The organism is Streptomyces kanasensis (genome assembly GCF_043077165.1).
Classification (GTDB): Bacteria; Actinomycetota; Actinomycetes; order Streptomycetales; family Streptomycetaceae; genus Streptomyces; species Streptomyces changanensis.
Genome location: NZ_JBIBSF010000001.1, coordinates 790,432 through 812,778, shown reverse-complemented (window position 1 = coordinate 812,778; position 22,347 = coordinate 790,432). Strand labels below are relative to the sequence as shown.

At 74.5% G+C, this 22,347-nt stretch carries 19 protein-coding genes and 1 riboswitch; of the genes, 17 read left to right on the top strand and 2 right to left on the bottom strand.

The genetic code is table 11. The annotated features are described in order from the left end of the window. The first annotated feature begins 219 nt into the window (after positions 1 to 219). From ACF053_RS03560 to ACF053_RS03490, 15 genes are all read left to right on the top strand, one after another. The gene (locus ACF053_RS03560; protein WP_391952631.1) at positions 220 to 2,133 is read left to right on the top strand and encodes a DUF5941 domain-containing protein; all 1,914 of its coding nucleotides are present in this window, start codon (positions 220 to 222) and stop codon (positions 2,131 to 2,133) included. Next, positions 2,130 to 2,867, top strand: coding sequence for a phosphocholine cytidylyltransferase family protein (locus tag ACF053_RS03555; RefSeq protein ID WP_391952270.1), 738 nt, complete (start codon positions 2,130 to 2,132; stop codon positions 2,865 to 2,867). Before ACF053_RS03560 ends, ACF053_RS03555 begins: the two co-directional genes overlap by 4 nt. After that, complete coding sequence (locus ACF053_RS03550; protein WP_391952269.1) at positions 2,855 to 3,916, top strand: iron-containing alcohol dehydrogenase family protein; 1,062 nt, start codon at positions 2,855 to 2,857, stop codon at positions 3,914 to 3,916. Before ACF053_RS03555 ends, ACF053_RS03550 begins: the two co-directional genes overlap by 13 nt. After that, a complete protein-coding gene (locus tag ACF053_RS03545; RefSeq protein WP_058942615.1) occupies positions 3,894 to 4,673 on the top strand; it encodes a CDP-alcohol phosphatidyltransferase family protein in 780 nt (259 codons plus the stop codon). Before ACF053_RS03550 ends, ACF053_RS03545 begins: the two co-directional genes overlap by 23 nt. A 4-nt stretch (positions 4,674 to 4,677) precedes the next feature. Further along, a complete protein-coding gene (locus ACF053_RS03540; protein WP_058942614.1) occupies positions 4,678 to 5,550 on the top strand; it encodes a glycosyltransferase family 2 protein in 873 nt (290 codons plus the stop codon). Between the two features lie 108 nt (positions 5,551 to 5,658). Then, complete coding sequence (locus tag ACF053_RS03535) at positions 5,659 to 6,588, top strand: ABC transporter permease (protein WP_058942613.1); 930 nt, start codon at positions 5,659 to 5,661, stop codon at positions 6,586 to 6,588. Continuing rightward, positions 6,581 to 7,384 (top strand): ABC transporter ATP-binding protein, encoded by an 804-nt coding sequence (locus tag ACF053_RS03530; RefSeq protein WP_391952268.1) that lies wholly within the window; start codon positions 6,581 to 6,583, stop codon positions 7,382 to 7,384. Before ACF053_RS03535 ends, ACF053_RS03530 begins: the two co-directional genes overlap by 8 nt. A 299-nt stretch (positions 7,385 to 7,683) precedes the next feature. Further along, positions 7,684 to 8,595, top strand: a complete 912-nt coding sequence (hpnC, locus tag ACF053_RS03525) for a squalene synthase HpnC (RefSeq protein WP_391952267.1) — start codon at positions 7,684 to 7,686, stop codon at positions 8,593 to 8,595. A gap of 8 nt (positions 8,596 to 8,603) precedes the next feature. After that, entirely contained in the window at positions 8,604 to 9,542 is a 939-nt protein-coding gene (gene hpnD / locus ACF053_RS03520) for a presqualene diphosphate synthase HpnD (protein ID WP_391952266.1), read from the top strand. 112 nt (positions 9,543 to 9,654) lie between these two features. Then, positions 9,655 to 11,025: a hydroxysqualene dehydroxylase HpnE gene (hpnE, locus tag ACF053_RS03515; RefSeq protein WP_391952265.1), complete on the top strand. Its 1,371-nt coding sequence runs from the start codon at positions 9,655 to 9,657 to the stop codon at positions 11,023 to 11,025. Further along, a complete protein-coding gene (locus tag ACF053_RS03510) occupies positions 11,022 to 12,122 on the top strand; it encodes a polyprenyl synthetase family protein (RefSeq protein ID WP_391952264.1) in 1,101 nt (366 codons plus the stop codon). Before hpnE ends, ACF053_RS03510 begins: the two co-directional genes overlap by 4 nt. 172 nt (positions 12,123 to 12,294) lie before the next feature. Continuing rightward, complete coding sequence (gene shc / locus ACF053_RS03505; protein WP_391952263.1) at positions 12,295 to 14,292, top strand: squalene--hopene cyclase; 1,998 nt, start codon at positions 12,295 to 12,297, stop codon at positions 14,290 to 14,292. Beyond that, a complete protein-coding gene (locus ACF053_RS03500) occupies positions 14,293 to 14,949 on the top strand; it encodes a phosphorylase family protein (protein WP_391952262.1) in 657 nt (218 codons plus the stop codon). 19 nt (positions 14,950 to 14,968) lie between these two features. Further along, entirely contained in the window at positions 14,969 to 15,991 is a 1,023-nt protein-coding gene (hpnH, locus tag ACF053_RS03495) for an adenosyl-hopene transferase HpnH (RefSeq protein ID WP_058942607.1), read from the top strand. A 545-nt stretch (positions 15,992 to 16,536) separates the two neighbouring features. Further along, a complete protein-coding gene (locus tag ACF053_RS03490; RefSeq protein WP_391952261.1) occupies positions 16,537 to 17,925 on the top strand; it encodes an aspartate aminotransferase family protein in 1,389 nt (462 codons plus the stop codon). 63 nt (positions 17,926 to 17,988) lie between these two features. Here ACF053_RS03490 and ACF053_RS03485 read toward each other — a convergent pair whose 3' ends face one another. Then, the gene (locus tag ACF053_RS03485; RefSeq protein WP_391952260.1) at positions 17,989 to 18,801 is read right to left on the bottom strand and encodes a tyrosine-protein phosphatase; all 813 of its coding nucleotides are present in this window, start codon (positions 18,799 to 18,801) and stop codon (positions 17,989 to 17,991) included. 592 nt (positions 18,802 to 19,393) lie between these two features. Continuing rightward, positions 19,394 to 19,552: riboswitch (cyclic di-AMP (ydaO/yuaA leader) on the top strand. Positions 19,553 to 19,554: 2 nt separating this feature from the next. Here ACF053_RS03485 and ACF053_RS03480 point away from each other — a divergent pair. Together ACF053_RS03480 and ACF053_RS03475 are read left to right on the top strand one after the other, a co-directional pair. Beyond that, positions 19,555 to 20,454 (top strand): M23 family metallopeptidase, encoded by a 900-nt coding sequence (locus tag ACF053_RS03480; RefSeq protein ID WP_391952259.1) that lies wholly within the window; start codon positions 19,555 to 19,557, stop codon positions 20,452 to 20,454. Positions 20,455 to 20,625: 171 nt separating this feature from the next. Then, positions 20,626 to 21,402 (top strand): SGNH/GDSL hydrolase family protein, encoded by a 777-nt coding sequence (locus tag ACF053_RS03475; RefSeq protein ID WP_391952630.1) that lies wholly within the window; start codon positions 20,626 to 20,628, stop codon positions 21,400 to 21,402. 265 nt (positions 21,403 to 21,667) lie between these two features. Here ACF053_RS03475 and ACF053_RS03470 read toward each other — a convergent pair whose 3' ends face one another. Then, positions 21,668 to 22,270: a TetR family transcriptional regulator C-terminal domain-containing protein gene (locus tag ACF053_RS03470; protein WP_391952258.1), complete on the bottom strand. Its 603-nt coding sequence runs from the start codon at positions 22,268 to 22,270 to the stop codon at positions 21,668 to 21,670. Positions 22,271 to 22,347: the final 77 nt, after the last annotated feature.

Genomic DNA, 22,347 nt, shown 5'->3' with positions numbered 1-22,347 from the left:
GCGCGCGGACGCCTTCGGCGGGGGCGTCCCCGACCTGGCGTTTGTCGGCCGGGCCGATCATCGAGGATGATGATCCCGCCGTCGGCCGGACCGCTCCCGTCCGCGCAAACCCTCGGTGAACTCGCTCTTCCGTTCATCCGATAGCCTCAGCCGACGTGCCGCCGCCCGCCCGGGCCGAGCCACCGCACACCAGCCGTCAGGTCCAAGGAGTGAGTTCGTCTGTCGACCGCCATCCTCACCGGTCCGCCGGTACCCGGATCGCCGCTCGAGGGCGATCTGCGGTCGCTGGGCTTCGAGGTCCGCTCCGCCGCGGACCCGGGCGAGACCGCCGCGCTCCTCGCCGCCGTACCGGCCGGTGAGCGGGTCGCCGTCGTCGACCCGCGCTTCGTCGGGCACCTCCACGCGCTGCGCCTCGCGCTGACCGACCCCCGCTTCCCGGCGGCGGCGGCGCCCGGTGCCCTCACCGCGCAGCCCGAGGCCCGCCCGTCCCTCACCCGCGCCCTGACCGCCCAGGTCCCCGACCCCGGCTCCACGCCCGACCCCGGCTCCGCCCAGGTCCCCGGCTCCGTGCCGGTCGCCGCGCCCGCGACCGCCCCCGGGACCGCGCCCGCCGCCCCCGCGGCCGGCGGCGCGTCCGCGGACGGTGCGCCCCCGCTGCCCGACGCGCTCGCCACCGCCCTGGAGGCCGACGGCGTCGCCGTGCACCGGCCCGAGCTCGGCTCGCTCGTCGCCGCGGTACCGGCCGGTCCCCAGGCCCGCAAGGAGACCCGGGACGCCGTCGCCGCCGTCGACGACGAGGCCGTGCGCCTGCGCTCCGCGGTGAAGTCCCGCGACGGCTTCTTCACCACGTTCTGCGTCAGCCCGTACTCCCGCTACCTCGCCCGCTGGTGCGCCCGCCGGGGCCTCACGCCCAACCAGGTCACCACGGCCTCGCTGCTGACCGCGCTCGTCGCGGCCGGCTGCGCCGCGACCGGCACCCGCGGCGGCTTCGTCGCGGCGGGCGTCCTGCTCCTCCTCTCCTTCGTCCTTGACTGCACCGACGGGCAGCTCGCCCGCTACTCGCTGCAGTACTCGACGCTCGGCGCGTGGCTCGACGCCACCTTCGACCGGGCCAAGGAGTACGCCTACTACGCGGGCCTCGCCCTCGGCGCCGCCCGCGGCGGGGACGACGTCTGGGCGCTGGCCCTCGGCGCGATGGTCCTCCAGACCTGCCGGCACGTCGTGGACTTCTCCTTCAACGAGGCCAACCACGACGCCACCGCCAACACCAGCCCCACCGCCGCCCTCTCCGACCGGCTCGACGGCGTCGGCTGGACGGTCTGGGTGCGGCGCATGATCGTCCTGCCGATCGGGGAGCGCTGGGCGATGATCGCGGTGCTCACCGCCGTCACCAGCCCCCGCGTCGTCTTCTACGCCCTGCTCGTCGGCTGCGCCTTCGCCGCCTGCTACACCACCGCCGGCCGCGTCCTGCGCTCGCTGACCCGCCGGGCCGGCCGCACCGACCGCGCCGCCCGGGCCCTCGCCGACCTCGCCGACGGCGGCCCGCTCGCCGAGCTCGCCGCCCGCGCGACCCGCCGCTGGGCCCGCCCGCTGGGCGGCCGCACCCCGTACGCGGTGCTCGGCGCGGGCCTGCTCCTGTACGCGGCGTGCGCCGCGCCCGTCGGCAGCGGCCTCGTCGTCGCGGCGGCCGCCGTGTACGCGCTGGCCTCCGGCGCCGCCGTCGCCCGGCCCCTGAAGGGCGCCCTCGACTGGCTCGTCCCGCCCGTCCTGCGCGTCGCCGAGTACGGCACGATCCTCGTCCTTGCCGCCCGCGCCGACGCCCCCGGGGCGCTTCCCGCGGCGTTCGGGCTGGTCGCGGCCGTCGCCTACCATCACTACGACACGGTGTACCGCATCCGCGGCGGCACCGGCGCGCCGCCCGTCTGGCTGGTACGGACGCTCGGCGGTCAGGAAGGGCGCACGCTGCTCGTGGCCGTCCTCGCCGCCCTCCTCGCGGCGGGTGGTGGCGAGCGCCTCGCCCTGGCGCTGACCGCCCTCGCCGGCGCCGTCGCGCTGGTGGGGCTGGCGGAGTCCATCCGCTTCTGGGTGTCCTCCCACGCACCCGCCGTCCACGACGAAGGAGAACCCGCATGATCGGCCTCGTACTGGCAGCCGGTGCCGGACGCCGTCTGCGCCCCTACACCGACACGCTCCCGAAGGCCCTCGTGCCGGTGGACGGGGACACCACGGTCCTCGACCTGACCCTGCGCAACTTCGCCGAGGTCGGCCTCACCGAGGTGGCGATCGTCGTCGGCTACCGCAAGGAGGCCGTGTACGCGCGCAAGGAGGAGCTGGAGGCCACGTACGGCCTGTCGCTCACCCTGATCGACAACGACAAGGCCGAGGAGTGGAACAACGCCTACTCCCTGTGGTGCGCCCGTGAGGTCCTGAAGCGGGGCGTCATCCTCGCCAACGGCGACACCGTGCACCCGGTCTCCGTCGAGAAGACCCTCCTCGCCGCCCGGGGCGAGGGCCGGAGGATCATCCTCGCGCTCGACGCGGTGAAGGACCTCGCCGACGAGGAGATGAAGGTCATCACCGCCGACGGCGAGGGCGTCCGGCGGATCACCAAGCTCATGGACCCCGCCACCGCCACCGGCGAGTACATCGGCGTCACCCTCATCGAGCCGGAGGCCGCCGAGGACCTCGCGGACGCGCTGCGGACCACCTTCGAGCGGGACCCGGACCTCTACTACGAGGACGGCTACCAGGAGCTGGTGGACCGGGGCTTCCGGATCGACGTGGCGCCCATCGGCGACGTCAAGTGGGTCGAGATCGACAACCACGACGACCTCGCGAAGGGCCGTGGGATCGCGTGCCTGTACTGACCCGGCTCATCCCCTCGCCGGTGGTCGTCGACATCAGCTGCGGAGCGATGGACGACCTGGCCGGCCTCCTCGCCGACCAGCGGATCTCCGCCTCCGGCAAGTTGGCCGTGGCGATCAGCAACGGCTCCGGGCAGGCGCTGCGCGAGAAGCTCGCGCCGCTGCTCCCGGACGCCGACTGGTACGCCGTGGCCGACGGCAGCATCGACTCCGCCGTCCGTCTCGCCGACGCCATGAAGGGCAAGCGGTACGACGCCGTGGTCGGCCTCGGCGGCGGCAAGATCATCGACGTGGCGAAGTACGCCGCGGCGCGGGTCGGCGTGCCCATGGTGTCGGTCGCGACGAACCTGTCGCACGACGGCATCTGCTCGCCGGTCTCCACCCTCGACAACGACAACGGCCGCGGCTCCTACGGCGTCCCCTCGCCGATCGCCATGGTCATCGACCTCGACGTGGTCCGGGACGCCCCGGCGCGGTTCGTCCGCTCCGGCATCGGCGACGCCATCTCCAACATCTCGGCCATCGCCGACTGGGAGCTGTCGCACCGGCACACCGGCGAACAGGTCGACGGCCTCGCCGCGGCCATGGCCCGCACGGCGGGCGAGGCGGTGCTGCGCCACCCCGGGAGCGTCGCGGACGACGAGTTCCTCATCGTGCTGGCCGAGGCCCTCGTCCTGACCGGCATCGCCATGTCGATCAGCGGCGACACCCGTCCCGCGTCGGGCGCCTGCCACGAGATCTCCCACGCCTTCGACCTGCTCTACCCGGCGCGTTCCGCGCTCCACGGCGAGCAGGTCGGCCTCGGCGCCGCCTTCGCCATGCACCTGCGCGGCGCCCGCGAGGAGTCGTCGCTCTTCGCCGAGGTCCTGCGCCGGCACGGCCTGCCGGTGCTGCCCGAGGAGATCGGGTTCTCCCCGGACGAGTTCGTGCGCGCCGTCGAGTACGCGCCGCAGACCCGCCCGGGGCGCTTCACCGTCCTGGAGCACCTCGACCTGTCCACCGACCAGATCAGGGACGCGTACGCCGACTATGCCAAGACCATCCGTAGCTGAACTCCGCCCGGTCGTCCATCCGGCCGGGGTCAAGGACCGCCGCAGCGGAGAGCACTGGGGCGGCCGCCTCTACATGCGCGAGATCTCCCTGCGCATCACCCGGCTGCTGGTCACCACGCGGGTCACCCCGAACCAGCTGACGTACGTGATGACCCTCGCGGGCGTGCTCGCCGCTCCGGCGCTGCTGGTCCCGGGCATCCCGGGCGCGCTCCTCGGCGCGCTGATGGTCCAGCTCTACCTGCTGCTCGACTGCGTCGACGGCGAGGTCGCCCGCTGGAAGAAGCAGTTCTCGCTCTCCGGCGTGTACCTGGACCGGGTCGGCGCCTACCTGTGCGACGCGGCGGTCCTCGTCGGCTTCGGCCTGCGCGCGGCCGACCTGTGGGGGAGCGGCCGCATCGACTGGCTGTGGGCCTTCCTCGGCACCCTCGCCGCGCTCGGCGCCATCCTCATCAAGGCGGAGACCGACCTCGTCGGCGTCGCCCGCCACCAGGGCGGCCTGCCGCCGGTGAAGGAGGCCGCTGCCGAGCCGCGCTCGTCGGGCATGGCGCTCGCCCGCAGGGCCGCCGCCGCGCTGCGGTTCCACCGGCTCGTCCTCGGCATCGAGGCGTCGCTGCTCATCGTGGTGCTGGCCGTCGCGGACACCGTCCGGGGCGACCTCTTCTTCAGCCGCCTGGGCGTCGCCGTCCTGGCCGCCATCGCCCTGCTGCAGACGCTGCTGCACCTGGTGTCCGTCCTCGTGTCCAGCAGGCTGAGGTGACGCCGTGAAGCTCGGTGCCGTGATCATCACCATGGGCGACCGCCCCGACGACCTGAACGCCCTCATCGAGTCCGTCGCCCGCCAGGAGGGCGAGCCGGTCGAGGTCGTCGTCGTCGGCAACGGCGCCCCCGTCCGCGGGGTCCCCGGCTGGGTCCGCACCGTCGACCTGCCGGAGAACCTCGGCATCCCCGGCGGCCGGAACGTCGGCATCGAGGCGTTCGGCCCGAACGGCTCGGACGTCGACGCGCTGCTCTTCCTCGACGACGACGGACTGCTCCCCGGCAAGGACACCGCGGAGCTCCTGCGGGCCGCGTTCGCCGCCGACCCGCGGCTCGGGATCGTCAGCTTCCGCATCGCCGACCCGGAGACGGGCGTCACGCAGCGGCGCCACGTGCCCCGGCTGCGCGCCTCCGACCCGATGCGCTCCTCGCGCGTCACGACCTTCCTGGGCGGGGCGAGCGCCGTGCGCACGAAGGTCATAGCGGAGGTGGGGCCCCTGCCGGGCGAGTTCTTCTACGCGCACGAGGAGACCGACCTCGCCTGGCGGGCGCTGGACGCCGGCTGGATGATCGACTACCGGTCCGACATGGTGCTCCACCACCCCACGACCGCCCCGTCCCGGCACGCCGTCTACCACCGCATGGTGGCGCGGAACCGGGTGTGGCTGGCCCGCCGCAACCTGCCGGCGCCGCTGGTCCCGGTGTACGTCGGGGTGTGGCTGCTGCTGACCCTGCTGAGGCGCCCGTCGGGGGCCGCGCTGAAGGCGTGGTTCGGGGGCTTCAAGGAGGGCTGGACGACCCCCTGCGGGCCGCGGCGCCCCATGAGGTGGCGCACGGTGTGGCGCCTCACGCGACTGGGCCGCCCGCCCGTCATCTGACAAGCTCGGACCCGGCGGCCCGGCCGCCCCCGGGGACGGGTCGCCCCCGCCCCGGGGACCGGGCCGCACCCCACCGCCCCCGCATCGTGAACACGAAAGTTTCGACCTGTGAGTGAGACGACCCGCGACCGAGCGGTCGCCGTGAGTGTCCCGCCCTCGCCCGACGACGGCCTGTCGCCGGCCGAGCTGGCCGCCAAGTACGGCCTGTCGGTGAGCGGCGCCCGTCCGGGGCTGGCGGAGTACGTCCGGCAGCTGTGGGGTCGGCGCCACTTCATCATGACGTTCTCCCGGGCGAAGCTCACGGCCCAGTACAGCCAGGCCAAGCTCGGCCAGCTGTGGCAGGTCGCGACCCCGCTGCTGAACGCCGCGGTCTACTTCGCGATCTTCGGGTTGATCCTCGAAGCGGGCCGGGGCATGGACAAGAAGGTGTACGTCCCCTTCCTGGTGACGGGCGTCTTCGTCTTCATGTTCACGCAGACGTCCGTCATGTCCGGCGTGAAGTCGATCTCCGGCAACCTGGGACTGGTGCGGGCGCTGCACTTCCCCCGGGCCGCGCTGCCCATCTCGCTGGCGCTCCAGCAGCTCCAGCAGCTGCTGTACTCGATGCTGGTGCTCTTCGTCATCGTGGCGCTGTGCGGCAGCTACCCCTCGCTCAGCTGGCTGCTGATCGTGCCCGCGCTGGTGCTCCAGTTCCTCTTCAACACCGGCCTGGCCATGATCATGGCCAGGCTCGGCAGCAAGACGCCGGACCTCGCCCAGCTGATGCCGTTCATCATGCGGACCTGGATGTACGCCTCGGGCGTCATGTTCTCCATCCCGATCATGCTGCGGGACAAACCGGCCTGGATCGCCGACGTCCTGATGTACAACCCGGCGGCCGTCTACATGGACCTCATCCGCTTCGCGCTGATCGAGGGCTACACCTCCGACAACCTGCCCGACCACGTGTGGCTCGCCGCGCTCCTGTGGGCGGTCGTCGTCGGCGTCGCCGGCTTCGTGTTCTTCTGGAAGGCTGAGGAGCGGTACGGCCGTGGCTGACGAGACCAACGACGCCCGCCCCGCGGGCTCGCGCATCCCCACCGTCATCGCCGACGACGTGCACATCGTGTACCGCGTCCACGGCGGCGGGTCGGCCGGCCGGGGCAGCGCCACGGCCGCCCTCAGCCGCATGCTCCGCGGCGAGAAGGGCGAGAGCCGCGGCGTCCGCACGGTCCACGCCGTGCGCGGCGTCACCTTCACCGCCTACCGCGGCGAGGCCATCGGCCTCATCGGCACCAACGGCTCCGGCAAGTCGACCCTGCTGCGGGCCATCGCCGGTCTGCTGCCCACCGAGCGGGGCAAGGTCTACACCGACGGGCAGCCCTCGCTGCTGGGCGTCAACGCGGCCCTCATGGGCGACCTCACCGGCGAGCGCAACGTCATCCTCGGCGGTCTCGCCATGGGCATGTCCCGCGAGGAGGTCAAGGAGCGCTACCAGGACATCGTCGACTTCTCCGGCATCAACGAGAAGGGCGACTTCATCACCCTCCCCATGCGGACGTACTCCTCCGGCATGGGCGCCCGGCTCCGCTTCGCCATCGCGGCCGCCAAGAACCACGACGTCCTCATGATCGACGAGGCGCTGGCCACCGGCGACCGCAAGTTCCAGATCCGCTCCGAGGAGCGCATCAGGGAGCTGCGCAAGGAGGCCGGAACGGTCTTCCTCGTCAGCCACAGCAACAAGTCGATCCGGGACACCTGCGACCGCGTCCTGTGGCTGGAAAAGGGCGAACTCCTGATGGACGGGCCGACCGACGAGGTCCTCCGGGCGTACGAGAAGGACACCGGCAGGTAGCCGGGGAGTTTCGGGAACCGCGCGGACGGCGCAGGTCAGGGCGGCGGAGCCGGTGCGTCCGCCGTCCCGGACACCCTCGCGTGCCACGTGCGGAGCCCCTGGCCGGGTCGCGAAGCGTGCTCGGCGTAAGCTGTAGCGGTTCTGATTCACGCCAAGTGTGGTGATAGGTCCGAGGGGCCGGCGGCGTGTCCGAAATGGGATGTATTGGGTCCGCAGTGTAGAACGGGAGACGTGACGGCCATGACGGAGAACCCCCCACGCGCCGAGGGTCCCGCCGTCCCCGCGACGGGCAGCGCGCAGTGACGGTTGTCCGGCAGGCGCGCCCCGACGCCACCGCGCGCACCACGCTCGACAAGGCCGCGGCCGAGAACTTCCCCGTGGCCCCCTTCTTCCTGCCCCGCGCCTGGCGTGCCGACCTCATGGCCGTCTACGGCTACGCCCGGCTCGTCGACGACATCGGCGACGGCGACCTGGCCTCCGGCGGGGCCGACGCCCGCCACCTCGGCGCCGACCCCGACGCGGACCCCTCCGCCCTGCTCGACGCCTTCGAGGCCGACCTGCTGCGGGTCTTCGACGCCTCGGCCGCCCCCTCCCACCCGTTGCTGCGCGCCCTGAGGCCCACCGTGCGCCGCCACGCCCTGACCCCCGAGCCGTTCCTCGCACTCGTCGAGGCGAACCGCCAGGACCAGCACGTGCGGCGCTACGCCGGCTACGGCGACCTGGTCGCCTACTGCGAGCTCTCCGCCAACCCCGTGGGCCGGCTCGTCCTCGCGATCACCGGCACCACCACCCCCGAGCGCGTCCGCCGCTCCGACGCCGTCTGCACCGCCCTGCAGATCGTCGAACACCTCCAGGACGTCGCCGAGGACCTCGGCCGCGACCGGATCTACCTGCCCGCCGAGGACATGGCCCGCTTCCACGTCACCGAGGCCGACCTGGCCGCCCCCACCGCCGGCGCCCCGGTCCGGGCGCTCGTCGCGTACGAGGCGCGGCGGGCCCGCGCCCTGCTGGAGGAGGGGGCGCCGCTCGTCGCGAGCGTGCGCGGCCGGCTCCGGCTGCTGCTCGCCGGGTTCGTCGGCGGCGGCCACGCGGCACTCGACGCCATCGCGGCCGCCCGCCACGACGTGCTCCCCGGACCGCCCAGGGCCACCGGGCCCCGCCTGCTCCGCCGGGCGGGAGCGGTGTGGCGAACAGCGCGCAGAGAGGGGTGAAGGGGACCGTGGACACCACGACGCAGCCGCCCCCGCCGGTGCAGGCGGCCTACAGCTACTGCGAGGCCGTGACCGCCCGTCAGGCCCGCAACTTCGCGTACGGCATCAGGCTCCTGCCGACCGCGAAGCGGCAGGCCATGTCGGCGCTGTACGCCTTCTCCCGGCGGGTCGACGACATCGGTGACGGCGGCCTCGGCCCCGAGGACAAGCGCAGCCGCCTGGAGGCCACGCGCGAGGTGCTGGACCGCGTCCGGCGCGGCACCGTCGCCGACGACGACACCGACCCGGTGGCCGTCGCGCTGGCCGACGCGGCCCACCGCTTCCCGCTGCCGCTGGAAGGCTTCGACGAACTCATCGACGGCGTGCTGATGGACGTGCGCGGCGCGGCCTACGAGACGTGGGACGACCTGCGGGTCTACTGCCGCTGCGTCGCCGGTGCCATCGGCCGGCTCTCCCTCGGCGTGTTCGGCACGGCCCCGGGCGCGCGCGAGGCCGCCCGCGCCGCCGAGTACGCCGACACCCTGGGACTCGCCCTCCAGCTCACCAACATCCTCCGCGACCTGCGCGAGGACGCCGCCAACGGCCGCAGCTACCTCCCCGCGGAAGAGCTCGCCAAGTTCGGCTGCTCCGACGGCTTCCGCACCGCCGCCCCGCCCGTGGACGGCGACTTCACCGGACTCGTCCAGCACCAGGTGCGCCGCGCCCGCGCCCTGTTCGCCGAGGGCTACCGGCTGCTGCCCCTGCTCGACCGGCGCAGCGGCGCGTGCGTCGCCGCGATGGCCGGCATCTACCGCCGCCTCCTCGACCGCATCGAACGCGACCCCGGCGCCGTGCTGCGGGGCCGCGTGTCCCTGCCCGGCCACGAGAAGGCGTACGTCGCCGTGCGCGGCCTGTCCGGCCTCGACGCGCGCACGGTCTCCCGCCGCAGCGAGAGGGCCCGCCCGTGACGCCTGCCCCCACCACCCCCGACGACCCCGCGGCGCCCGTCCGCCCGGCGGCCTGCGCAGGTCCCGGCCGTGCCCGTCGCACCCGCCCGGCGCAGGGGCGGGGGGCAGTCGCGTGAGCGGGCACAGCGCCGTCGTCGTCGGCGGGGGCCTCGCCGGGGTCACCGCGGCCCTGCGCCTCGCCGACGCCGGGGTGCGGGTCACCCTGCTGGAGGGCCGGCCCCGCCTCGGCGGCCTGGCGTTCTCCTTCCGGCGCGGCGACCTCACCGTGGACAACGGCCAACACGTCTACCTGCGCTGCTGCTCGGCGTACCGCTGGTTCCTCGACCGCGTCGGCGGCGCCCACCTCGCGCCCGTCCAGGACCGCCTCGACGTGCCCGTCCTGGACGCCGCGCACCCGCGCGGTCCCCGCCTCGGCCGGCTGCGCCGCACCGCCCTGCCCGTACCCCTGCACCTCGCGGCCAGCCTCGCCGGCTATCCGCACCTCTCGCTCGCCGAGCGGCTCGGCGTGGGCCGTGCCGCCCTCGCCCTGCAGGCCCTCGACCCCGCCGACCCCGCCCTCGACGGCGTCGACTTCGGCGGCTGGCTCGCCCGGCACGGCCAGTCCCGCCGCGCCGTCGAGGCGCTGTGGGACCTCGTCGGCGTCGCCACGCTCAACGCCACCGCACCCCACGCCTCACTCGGCCTCGCCGCCATGGTCTTCAAGACCGGTCTGCTCTCCGAGCCCGGCGCCGCCGACATCGGCTGGGCCCACGTCCCCCTCGGCCACCTCCACGACACGCTCGCCCGCCGCGCCCTCGACGCCCGCGGCGTCCGCGTCGCCGTCCGCACCAAGGTCACCGCCGTCACCCCCGCCGACGCGGGCCGCTGGGTCGTCGACGTTCCCGGCGACACCCTGGAGGCGGACACCGTGGTCCTCGCCGTCCCCCAGCGCGAGACCCACGACCTGCTGCCGCCCGGCGCCCTCGACGCCCCCGGCGACCTGCTGAAGATCGGCACGGCGCCCATCCTCAACGTCCACGTCCTGTACGACCGCCCCGTACTGCGCCGGCCGTTCTTCGCCGCGCTCGGCTCGCCCGTCCAGTGGGTCTTCGACCGCACCGCCGCCTCCGGCTACGACGGCGGCCAGTACCTGGCCCTGTCCCAGTCGGCCGCCGGACACGAGATCGACGCCCCCGTGGCCGAGCTGCGCGCCCGCTACCTGCCGGAGCTGGAGCGGCTGCTGCCGGCCGCGCGCGGCGCCCGCGTGCACGACTTCTTCGTGACCCGGGAGCGGACGGCGACGTTCGCCCCCACCCCCGGCGTCGGACGGTACCGCCCCGGCACCCGCACCCACGCCCCCGGCCTGTACCTCGCCGGCGCGTGGACCGCCACCGGCTGGCCCGCCACCATGGAAGGAGCGGTGCGCAGCGGCTCCGCCGCCGCGTCCGCCGCCCTCTCGGCCCTCGGCCGCCCCCACGTACGCCCCATCGAGGAGGCGGCATGAGACCGCGTACAGGAACAAGAGGAGAGACCGTGCCGACAGTGCCCCCGGCGAACCACACCGTCGACGCCGCGGAGGTCGCCGCGCTGCTGGAGCGCGGGCGGACCCTGTCCACCCCCGTCCTGCGCGCGGCGGTGGACCGGCTCGCGCAGCCCATGGACACCGTCGCCGCCTACCACTTCGGCTGGATCGACGCCCTGGGCCGCCCCGCCGACGGCGACGGGGGCAAGGCGGTCCGCCCGGCCCTCGCGCTGCTGTCCGCCGAGGCCGCCGGCGCCCCGCCGGAGACGGGCGTCCCCGGCGCCGTCGCGGTCGAGCTCGTGCACAACTTCTCGCTTCTGCACGACGACCTGATGGACGGTGACGAGCAGCGCCGCCACCGCGACACCGTGTGGAAGGTGCACGGCCCCGCCCAGGCCATCCTCGTCGGCGACGCCCTGTTCGCCCTCGCCAACGAAGTGCTGCTGGAGCTCGGCACCGTCGAGGCCGGCCGGGCCACCCGCCGCCTCACCGTCGCCACCCGCAAGCTGATCGACGGCCAGGCGCAGGACATCTCCTACGAGCACCGCGAGCGGGTCACGGTCGAGGAGTGCCTGGAGATGGAGGGCAACAAGACCGGCGCCCTGCTGGCCTGCTCCGCCTCCATCGGCGCCGTTCTCGGGGGCGCCGACGACCGCACCGCCGACGCCCTGGAGGCGTACGGTCACCACCTCGGCCTGGCCTTCCAGGCCGTCGACGACCTGCTGGGCATCTGGGGCGACCCGGAGTCGACCGGCAAGCAGACCTGGAGCGACCTGCGCCAGCGCAAGAAGTCCCTGCCGGTCGTCGCCGCGCTCGCCGCGGGCGGGCCCGCCTCCGAGCGACTGGGCGAACTGCTCGCCGCCGACGCCAAGAGCCAGGACCTGGAGTCGTTCTCCGAGGAGGAGTTCGCCACCCGCGCCGCCCTCATCGAGGAAGCCGGCGGCCGCGACTGGACCGCCGACGAGGCCCGCCGCCAGCACGCCGTCGCCGTCGGCGCCCTGGACCGCGTCGAGATGCCGTCCCGGGTACGCGACCGGCTCACCGCCCTCGCCGACTTCGTCGTCGTCAGGAAGCGATGACGGCACCCATGACCCCGTCCGCGCCCGCCCCGACACCCGGCCCCGGACCCAGGAGCGCTTCCACCCGCATATGAGTGCGCGGTCGGCGGCCCCCGCCCGCACGCACGGCGTGCGGGCGGCGGCCGACGGCAGACCCGTAGCAGCAGCACGTCCACTGCACGAAGGGGAAGCCATGACAGCGACGACCGACGGGAGCGCCGGGGCCCTGGGCCCGCGGACGATCGCGACCACCGGGACGCACCACACCACCGCACCCGCACCGACCCCCGCACCCGACGTCAGGACCGACGCGGAGACGGCGATGCGGCGCTCCGTGGACCACCTCCTCGGCCGGCAGGACGGCGAGGGATGGTGGAAGGGCGACCTGGAGACCAACGTCACCATGGACGCCGAGGACCTCCTCCTGCGGGAGTTCCTCGGCATCCGCGACGAGGCCGTCACCGAGGCCGCCGCCCGCTTCGTCCGCGGGGAGCAGCGCGACGACGGCACCTGGGCCACCTTCCACGGCGGGCCCGGCGAACTCTCCGCCACCGTCGAGGCGTACGTGGCGCTCCGCCTGGCCGGTGACCCGCCCGACGCCCCGCACATGGCCCGCGCCGCCGCCTGGGTCCGGCAGCGCGGCGGCATCGCCGCCGCCCGGGTCTTCACCCGTGTCTGGCTCGCCCTGTTCGGCTGGTGGAGGTGGGAGGACCTGCCGGAGCTGCCGCCGGAGCTCATCTACCTGCCGAGCTGGTTCCCGCTCAACATCTACGACTTCGGGCAGTGGGCCCGCCAGACGATCGTGCCCCTCACCATCGTCTCGGCGAAGCGCCCCGTCCGCCCCGCCCCGTTCACGCTCGACGAGCTGCACACCGACCCCCGCTGCCCGAACCCGCCGCGCCCGCTCGCCCCGGCCGCCACCTGGGACGGGCTGTTCCAGCGGCTCGACCGGGCCCTGCGCCGGTACCGCCGCGTCGCTCCCCGCCCGCTGCGCCGCGCCGCCATGAACGCCGCCGCCCGCTGGATCGTCGAACGGCAGGAGAACGACGGCTGCTGGGGCGGCATCCAGCCCCCGGCCGTCTACTCCCTGATCGCCCTCCACCTCCTCGGCTACGACCTCGGCCACCCCGTGATGCGCGCCGGGCTGGAGTCGCTGGACCGGTTCGCGGTCCGGCGGGAGGACGGCGCCCGCATGGTCGAGGCGTGCCAGTCACCCGTGTGGGACACCTGCCTCGCCGTCATCGCCCTCGCCGACGCGGGGCTGCCCGCGGACCACCCGGCGCTCGTCAGGGCCGCCGACTGGATGCTCGCCGAGCAGGTGGTCCGGCGCGGCGACTGGGCCGTGCGCCGACCGCACCTGCCGCCGGGCGGGTGGGCCTTCGAGTTCCACAACGACACCTACCCGGACCTCGACGACACCGCCGAGGTCATCCTCGCGCTGCGCCGCGTACGCCACCCCGACCCGGACCGGGTCGACGCGGCGGTCGCCCGCGGGGCCCGCTGGACCCTCGGCATGCAGTGCCGGGACGGCGCCTGGGGCGCCTTCGACGCCGACAACACCAGCCCCTTCCCCAACCGGCTGCCCTTCTGCGACTTCGGCGAGGTCATCGACCCGCCGTCCGCCGACGTCACCGCCCACGTGGTGGAGATGCTCGCCCACGAGGGTCTCGCCCACGACCCGCGCACCCGCCGGGGCATCGCCTGGCTCCTCGCCGAACAGGAGCCCCGCGGCTCCTGGTTCGGCCGCTGGGGCGTCAACCACGTCTACGGCACGGGGTCGGTGGTGCCGGCGCTCACCGCGGCCGGGCTGCCACCGGCGCACCCCGCGATCCGGCGGGCCGTGGCCTGGCTGGAGTCCGTCCAGAACGAGGACGGCGGTTGGGGCGAGGACCTGCGCTCCTACCGCGAGGAGGAGTGGGTCGGCCGCGGCGCCTCCACCGCCTCCCAGACGGCCTGGGCGCTGCTGGCGCTGCTCGCGGCGGGGGAGCGGAACTCCGCGGCCGTCGACCGGGGCGTGGCGTGGCTGGCCCGCACGCAGCGGGAGGACGGGTCATGGGACGAGCCGTACTTCACGGGGACCGGTTTCCCGTGGGACTTCTCCATCAACTACCACCTGTACCGCCAGGTCTTCCCGCTCACCGCGCTCGGCCGGTACGTGCACGGCGAGCCGTCCTTCGGCAAGGGCCGCTGAGTGGCCGCCCGGCGCGCGCGGGAACCGGCGGCGCCGCTGCTGGTCGCCTGCGCGCTCGGCATCGAGCGGTTCGCGCTGCGCGGTGGCGGACGGCCGCGGGCCCGCGGCGGCGCGGACGGCGCGCCGGGTCCGGTCACCGTGCTGCGCACCGGCATGGGCCCCGCGCAGGCCCACCGCGCCGTGTCCGACGCCCTGCGGGACGGCGCCCTGCACGGGGCCTCCGTCGTCGCCTCCGGCTTCTGCGCCGGGCTCGCCCCGGGCATGCACCCCGGCGACGTGGTCGTCGCCGACGAGACGCGCGGCCCGTACGGCGCCACCCCGTGCACGGCCCCCGAGGCGCTGGTGGCCGCGGTCGCCAGGGCGCTGCCGGGACGGACGGTCCACACCGGGCCGCTGACCGGCTCCGACCACGTCGTACGGGGCGGGGAGCGGGCGCACCTGCGCGCCACCGGAGCGCTCGCCGTCGACATGGAGTCAGCGGCCTCCCTGCGGGCGGCGCTGGCCGTCGGTCCCCGGCCCGTTGCCGCCGTCCGGGTGGTCGTGGACGCCCCGGAGCACGAACTGGTCCGGATCGGGACGGTGCGCGGGGGAATATCGGCCTTCCGTGTCCTTCGTGCCGTCCTTCCCGCGTTCCATGAATGGCACCGTTCCCTGTAGCTCCCCAGGAGGTAGCCGGATGGCCATGCCACTCCGCCAGTCAGTCCGGGTCGGGACCTATCTGCTCGGGCAGAGGCTCCGCAAGCGGGAGAAGTTCCCCCTCATCGTCGAACTGGAGCCCCTCTACGCCTGCAATCTGAAGTGCGAGGGGTGCGGCAAGATCCAGCATCCGGCCGGGGTCCTGAAGCAGCGCATGCCCGTCGCTCAGGCGGTGGGAGCGGTCCTGGAGTCGGGCGCGCCGATGGTCTCCATCGCCGGCGGCGAGCCGTTGATGCACCCCCAGATCCACGAGATCACCGCCCAGTTGGTGGCCCGGCGCAAGTACGTCTTCCTCTGCACCAACGCCCTGCTGCTCCGCAAGAGGATCGCGGACTTCACCCCCTCGCCCTACTTCGCCTTCGCCGTGCACATCGACGGGCTGCGCGAGCGCCACGACGAGTCGGTCGCCAAGGAGGGCGTGTTCGACGAGGCGGTCGAGGCGGTCAAGGAGGCGAAGCGGCGGGGATTCCGGGTCACCACCAACTCCACCTTCTTCAACACCGACACCCCTCAGACCGTCATCGAGGTCCTGGACTACCTCAATGACGACCTGCGCGTCGACGAAATGATGATCTCTCCGGCCTACGCGTACGAGAAGGCGCCCGACCAGGAGCACTTCCTCGGTGTGGAACAGACCAGGGAACTCTTCCGCAAGGCGTTCTCCGGCGGAAACCGGCGGCGCTGGCGGCTCAACCACTCCCCGCTCTTCCTCGACTTCCTGGAGGGGAAGGTCGATTTCCCCTGCACCGCCTGGGCCATTCCCAACTACTCCCTCTTCGGCTGGCAGCGCCCCTGCTACCTGATGAGCGACGGGTACGTCCCCACCTACCGGGAGCTCGTCGAGGAGACGGACTGGGACGCGTACGGCCGCGGCAAGGATCCTCGGTGCGCCAACTGCATGGCGCACTGCGGCTACGAGCCCACCGCCGTCCTCGCCACCATGGGCTCCCTGCGCGAGTCCCTCCGCGCCGCCCGCGAGTCCGTCGCCGGCAACCGCGCGTGAGGCGACCGCGCGTGAGGCGACCGGGCGTGAGGCGGCCCCGCCTGACGACACGACCACGCCTGACGCGACCGCCGCGGCGCGGCGCCGCGCCGTGACCGCGCCCCCGGGAAAGGCCCCCGGGATGAGCCCCCGACGTGACGTTCCCGGACGGTGGCGGGACACCCCGCGACCTCCGGGCGCCGACCGGCGGGCCATGCGACCTGCCGGCCGCCGGGATCCGCGCCCCCCTCGTCGGCGCGGCTCGAAGACCGGCGGCCGCGCGGCCCGGACCAGCGGCGCGGTCGAGCCGTGGGACATGCCGGCCCTCCACGACCACCCGCCCGGCACGGCGCCGGGCGCACGGTCGCCGACCCCCGCCGGGGCACGTTTCGTCGACGCGGCCCCCTGCCGCCCCGCCGGCCGGCAGGGGGCCCACCCCGGCGGGCACCGCCCGGCGGACCACCGAGGCCCCGCGTCCCGCCACCCGGCCGGGGTGGCGGGACGAACCACGTACCGCGGCCCACGTCGCCGCCGGACGACCTGCGGAACGGAGTGCGGAGCGAGCCATGACCACCACCGACTTCGACCTGGGCAAGCTGCTCGCCGAACGCGCCGGCGAGCGCTACGAGCTGCACAGCCGCCACCTCAACCACCAGCTGCCCCGCATGCTGCGCACCCTCGGCTTCGACAAGATGTACGAGCGGGCGGCGGGCGCCCACTTCTGGGACGGCGAGGGGAACGACTACCTCGACATGCTCGCCGGCTTCGGCGTGATGGGACTCGGCCGGCACCACCCCGTGGTCCGCCGTGCCCTCCACGACGTCATCGACGCCGACCTGCCCGACCTCACCCGCTTCGACTGCGCCCCCCTGCCCGGCCTCCTCGCCGAGCGGCTGCTGTCCCACTCCCCGGGGCTGGACCGGGTGTACTTCGGCAACAGCGGCACCGAGGCCGTGGAGACCGCGCTGAAGTTCGCCCGCCGCGCCACCGGCCGCGAGCGCGTCCTGTACTGCGCGCACGCCTTCCACGGGCTCACCGCCGGGGCGCTGTCCGTCAACGGCGAGGCGTGCTTCCGCGACGGCTTCGCCCCGCTGCTGCCCGACACGGCGATCGGCCTCGGCGACCTGGACGCCCTGGAGCGGGAGCTGAGGCGCGGCGACGTGGCCGCGCTCATCGTGGAGCCGATCCAGGGCAAGGGCGTCCACGAGACCCCGCCGGGCTTCCTGCGGGCCGCCCGGGAGCTGCTGCACCGCCGGGGCGCCCTGCTCATCGTCGACGAGGTCCAGACCGGCCTGGGCCGCACCGGTGACTTCTACGCGTACCAGCACGAGCCGGGCGTCGAGCCCGACCTGGTGTGCGTCGCGAAGGCCCTGTCCGGGGGGTACGTCCCGGTCGGCGCCACGCTCGGCAAGGACTGGATCTTCAAGAAGGTCTACTCGTCCATGGACCGCGTCGTCGTCCACTCCGCCAGCTTCGGGGCCAACGCCCAGGCCATGGCGGCCGGGCTGGCCGTCCTCGCGGTGCTGGAGGGCGAGGACCTCGTCGGGAACGCCCGCCGCACCGGCGCGCTGCTGAAGGCCCGGCTGTCGGAGCTCGTCGGCCGGTACGAGATGCTCCACGACGTGCGGGGCCGCGGCCTGATGCTCGGCCTGGAGTTCGGCAGGCCCTCGTCCCTGGGGCTGCGCAGCCGCTGGACGATGCTGCAGACGGCCCGCAAGGGGCTGTTCGCGCAGATGGTCGTGGTGCCGCTGCTCCAGCGGCACCGCGTCCTCACCCAGGTCTGCGGCGACCGGCTCGAAGTGATCAAGCTGATCCCGCCGCTGGTCCTCACGGAGGGGGACGTCGAGCGGTTCGTCGCCGCGTTCACCGCCGTCATGGACGAGGCCCACAGCGGCGGCGGGCTCGTCTGGGACTTCGGGCGCACCCTGGTGAAGCAGGCCGTCGGCAACCGCTGACCCGGCTCCGGTGGGCGGTGGTGGCGGCCCGGCGGCCACGCGGCGGCGTCACCGCCCCGCCCGTCAGTCGGTGAGCAGGCGGTGGCGCAGCCGCTCGCGGGTCGCGCCGTCGAGCGAGAGCCCCTCGCTCAGGTACCGCTCGGTCGAGCCCCAGTGCTCCTCGATCGTCTCGTACGCCGTCGCCAGGTACTCGACGCGTGCGTCGAAGAGCGGCGCGAGGAGCTCCATCACCTCCGGGGACATCCCGGTGGGCGAGGAGTCGCTGCGGTGCACCTTGTACCGGCGGCGCGGGTCGTTCGACTTCAGGTAGTCCGCCTCGATCGCGTCCCGCTCGACACCGACGGCCAGCAGCGCCACCGCCACGGACAGGCCCGCCCGGTCCTTGCCCGCCGCGCAGTGCATCAGCGCGGGGACGCTGTCATCGGCGAGGGCGTGCAGCACCCGGCCGTGCTCGGCGGTCCGCTCGGCGATGATGCTGCGGTACGCGTACCGCATGCGCGCCGCGGCCTTGCCGTCACCGAGGAGGTCCCGCAGCTGCTCGATGTCGCCGTCGCGCACCATCCGCCAGAACTCGGCGCCGTCGGCCGGGTCGGTCAGCGGGATGTTGACGTTCCGCACGCCGGGCAGCTCGACGTCGGGCCCCTCCAGCGCCTGGTCGGCCGCGTTGCGGAAGTCGAAGACGGTGTGGAGCCCGAGCGAGGCGAGGAGGACGGCGTCCTCGGCGGTGGCGTGCGCGAGGTGCCCGCTGCGGAACAGCACACCGTCGCGCACCCGGCGCCCGTCCACGGTCGGCAGCCCGCCCACGTCGCGGAAGTTGCGCACGCCGGTGAGCTCCGGCTCGGCGGTCGGCGGGACGTCCGGCAGCTGCTGCGTCACGGGGGCTCCTCCGTGTCTGGCGTCGGCGACGGCCGCCGACGATGTCGCGGATCAGACGATACGACATCGCTTCCCCCGGTGAAGATCACCATGCGGGTCGTCCTCCTGTCGTCCGCACACGGCCCCCGCCCGTGGTCAGGGCCCTGCGGGGCGGGTGCGCGGGGCCCCGCGGAGTGCCGACCCGGCGGGTCGTTCTGTCCCTGTTCGGGGTCTTTCGCGTACCGGTCCGGCGGTGGCCGCCGTCGGCGCGGCCCCGGATGGGTGGGGGATGGGTCGATGGTCGCCCTGATCACGATCGGCGGCTTCTGTCCGTATTCGCGACGTAAGTAGTAACACGCCCCGTAAACAAGGGAGATGGCCTCCGGTGCGTGAGCAGCGTCATAGAAGTGACGGACCGTGGCCGACCGCGGCGCCGAAATGGCCTGTGCAGCACGGGAACACATGATCCGCAATCCACGGAGGGTGACCGGAATTCCGGCGCGAATTCCGAAGGATGAATGCACCGGCGCAACCATCCGCTTGTTCCCGGCGTCCTGACTCGCTTACGGTCCCGACCAGCCGGGCGGATCGCCGAATCCTGCCGCCGCCCCGGAATTCGCACTCACCCAACGTGTGGCAGGAGCGGGGGACCCAGGTAGTCCGCCGTACGGGAATTCCCGTACGGCTAGGGGTGAAGTCGCGCCACCGGCGCGGCCGGGCAGCTCCAGCCCGAACCCGACAGCTCACCTCGCAGGCGCCGGAGAGGAAAACGCCATGCCCGCCAAGGGTAAGCACCGCCGTCCCAAGTCCAGCCCGCTCACCCGCGGTTTCGTCGCCGCCGGTACCGGTGGCGCCGCCATCGCCCTCCCGCTCATCGGCGCGACCGGAGCCAACGCCGCCGCCCCCGCGGCCGCCCCGGCCACCGCCCCCCAGGCCGCCGTCGCGTCCGTCACCGAGGCCGCCAAGCCCGCCGCGCGGGTCTACACCGTCGCGGCCGGCGACTACCTGGCGAAGATCGCGCACAACAAGAACGTCAAGGGCGGCTGGCAGAAGCTGTACGCCGACAACCGCGACGTCATCGGCGACGACCCGGCACTCATCCACCCGGGCCTCAAGCTGACCCTCGGCGCCAAGAACCCGGACAAGGCCGACCAGGCCCGTCCCGAGGCCCGCGCCTCCCGCTCCGCCGCCTCGTCCCCGGCGCCGGCGAAGGCCGCCCCGGCGAAGGCCGCCAAGGTCGAGCAGCAGGCCCCCGCGCAGAGCAGCTCCTCCGGCTTCACCGCCCCGGTCTCGGCGGGCGTCTCCACCCCGTACCGCGCCTCCGGCTCCATGTGGTCCTCCGGCTACCACACCGGTGTCGACTTCACCGCCTCCTCCGGCACCACCGTCAAGGCCGTCGGCCCGGGCACCGTGGTCTCGGCCGGCTGGAGCGGCGCCTACGGCAACGAGGTCGTCATCAAGCACGCCGACGGCAACTACTCGCAGTACGCCCACCTCTCCTCCCTCTCCGTCTCCGCCGGCCAGACCGTCGGCGGCGGCCAGCAGATCGGCCTCTCCGGCTCCACCGGCAACTCCACCGGCCCGCACCTGCACTTCGAGATCCGCACCAGCCCCGCCTACGGCTCGGACATCGACCCGCTGGCGTACCTCCGGGGCCACGGCGTCAGCATCTGACGCCCGGCGCTCCGCGCGCCCCGCACCGCCGCACCGCGCCGCCGCCCGGCACCCCTGAGGGGTGCCGGGCGGCGGCGCGGTGGCGGAGATCACGCCCCGTCAACCCCTCCTACGGTCGCGTAGGTCACACCGCGCGGAGGATGATGTGCTGCCGTGGCAGACGATTCGACGATGGGGGAGAACGACGTGATCGGGTCGTACACGGCGATCGGCGACAGCTTCACGGAGGGCGTCGGGGACCCGGGTCCCGGCGGGCGCTTCGTCGGCTGGGCCGACCGCCTCGCGGTCCTGCTGGCCGACCGGATCCCCGAGGAGGGGCACTTCCGCTACGCCAACCTCGCCGTGCGCGGCAGGCTCCTCGACCAGATCGTGGCGGAACAGGTGCCGAGGGCGAAGGCCCTCGCCCCCGACCTGGTGACCTTCTGCGCCGGCGGCAACGACATCATCCGCCCCGGCAGCGACCCGGACGACGTCGCCGAGCGCTTCGAGCGGGCGGTCGTCGACCTGACCTCCCACATCGGCACGGTCCTCGTGACCACCGGCTTCGACACGCGCGGCGTGCCGGTCCTGCGCCACCTGCGCGGCAAGATCGCCACGTACAACGGCCACGTGCGCGCCATCGCCGACCGGTACGGCTGCCCCGTCCTGGACCTGTGGTCCCTGCGGACCGTCCAGGACCGGCGCGCCTGGGACCACGACCGCCTGCACCTGTCGCCCGAGGGCCACACGCGCGTGGCCCTGCGCGCCGCGCAGGTCCTCGGCCTGGAGGTCCCGGCCGACCCGGACCAGGCGTGGCCGCCGCTCCCGCCGCGCGGGACCCTGGAGGGGCGGCGCGACGACATCCAGTGGGCCCGCGAGTACCTGGTCCCCTGGATCGGCCGCCGCCTGCGGGGCGAGAGCTCCGGCGACCGTGTCTCCGCCAAGCGCCCGGACCTCCTGCCCCTGTGACCGGGGGCACGGGGACGCGGCCCACGGGGCGCGTCACTGCGGATGCCCGCCGCCGCGCCGGTGCCTGCCGGCGCGGCGGTCACCCCGTCCGCCCGGAGACCGCGCCGCGCCCGGCTCGGTGCCGGGGCGCGCATCAGCCGCGCACCGCTTCCGCCGTCACGCCGGCGTCCGCCCCGCCCGTCACGCCGGAGTCCGCGCCGCGCGTCAGCCGGGGCGGGTTCCGTGCGTCCGTCCCGCCCGTCACGGCGGCGTCCGTCCTGCCCCGCTACGCCGGTGCCGCGGCGCCCAGCTCGCGGGCGAGCGCCTCGTCCGCCCAGCGCAGCATCGTCCCGCGGGCCAGCGACCCCCGGTAGACCGTCATCTGCACCGCGAGCCCGTCCAGCAGCGCCGTCAGCCGGCGGGCCGCGCCACGGGGGTCGGCGCACCGGAACTCACCCGCCGCCGCCCCCTCGGCGAACACCTCCGCCAGGGCCGCCTTCCACTGCCGGTCCAGCCCCGCGGCGACCTCCCGCAGCGCCGGCTCGCGCGGGGCCGCCGCCCACGCCTCGATCCACAGCCGCCACCCCTTCGCCTGCCCGCTCGGCACGTACCAGCGCACCGCCGCGCGCAGCCGCCGCGCCGCCGAGGCCCGCCGCCCCAGGATCCGCCGCAGCTCCGCGAGGTCGCCCTCCGCCGCGTACGCGAACGCCGCGGCGACCAGCCGCTCCTTCGTGGAGAAGTGGTACAGCACCAGCGCCCCGCTCACGCCCAGGGCCGCCGCCACGTCCGCGACCCGCACCGCCGCGAGCCCCCGCCCCTCGATCTGCTCGACGGTCGCCCGCAGCAGCTCCTCACGCCGCTCGGCCGCGCCCAGCCGCACTCTCGTCACGTCACCCGCCCCGTCGTCCACCCTCAGCGCGGGACAGTATCCCGGACCGCTGGCGGTACCCTCCCGTCCGCCTCCAC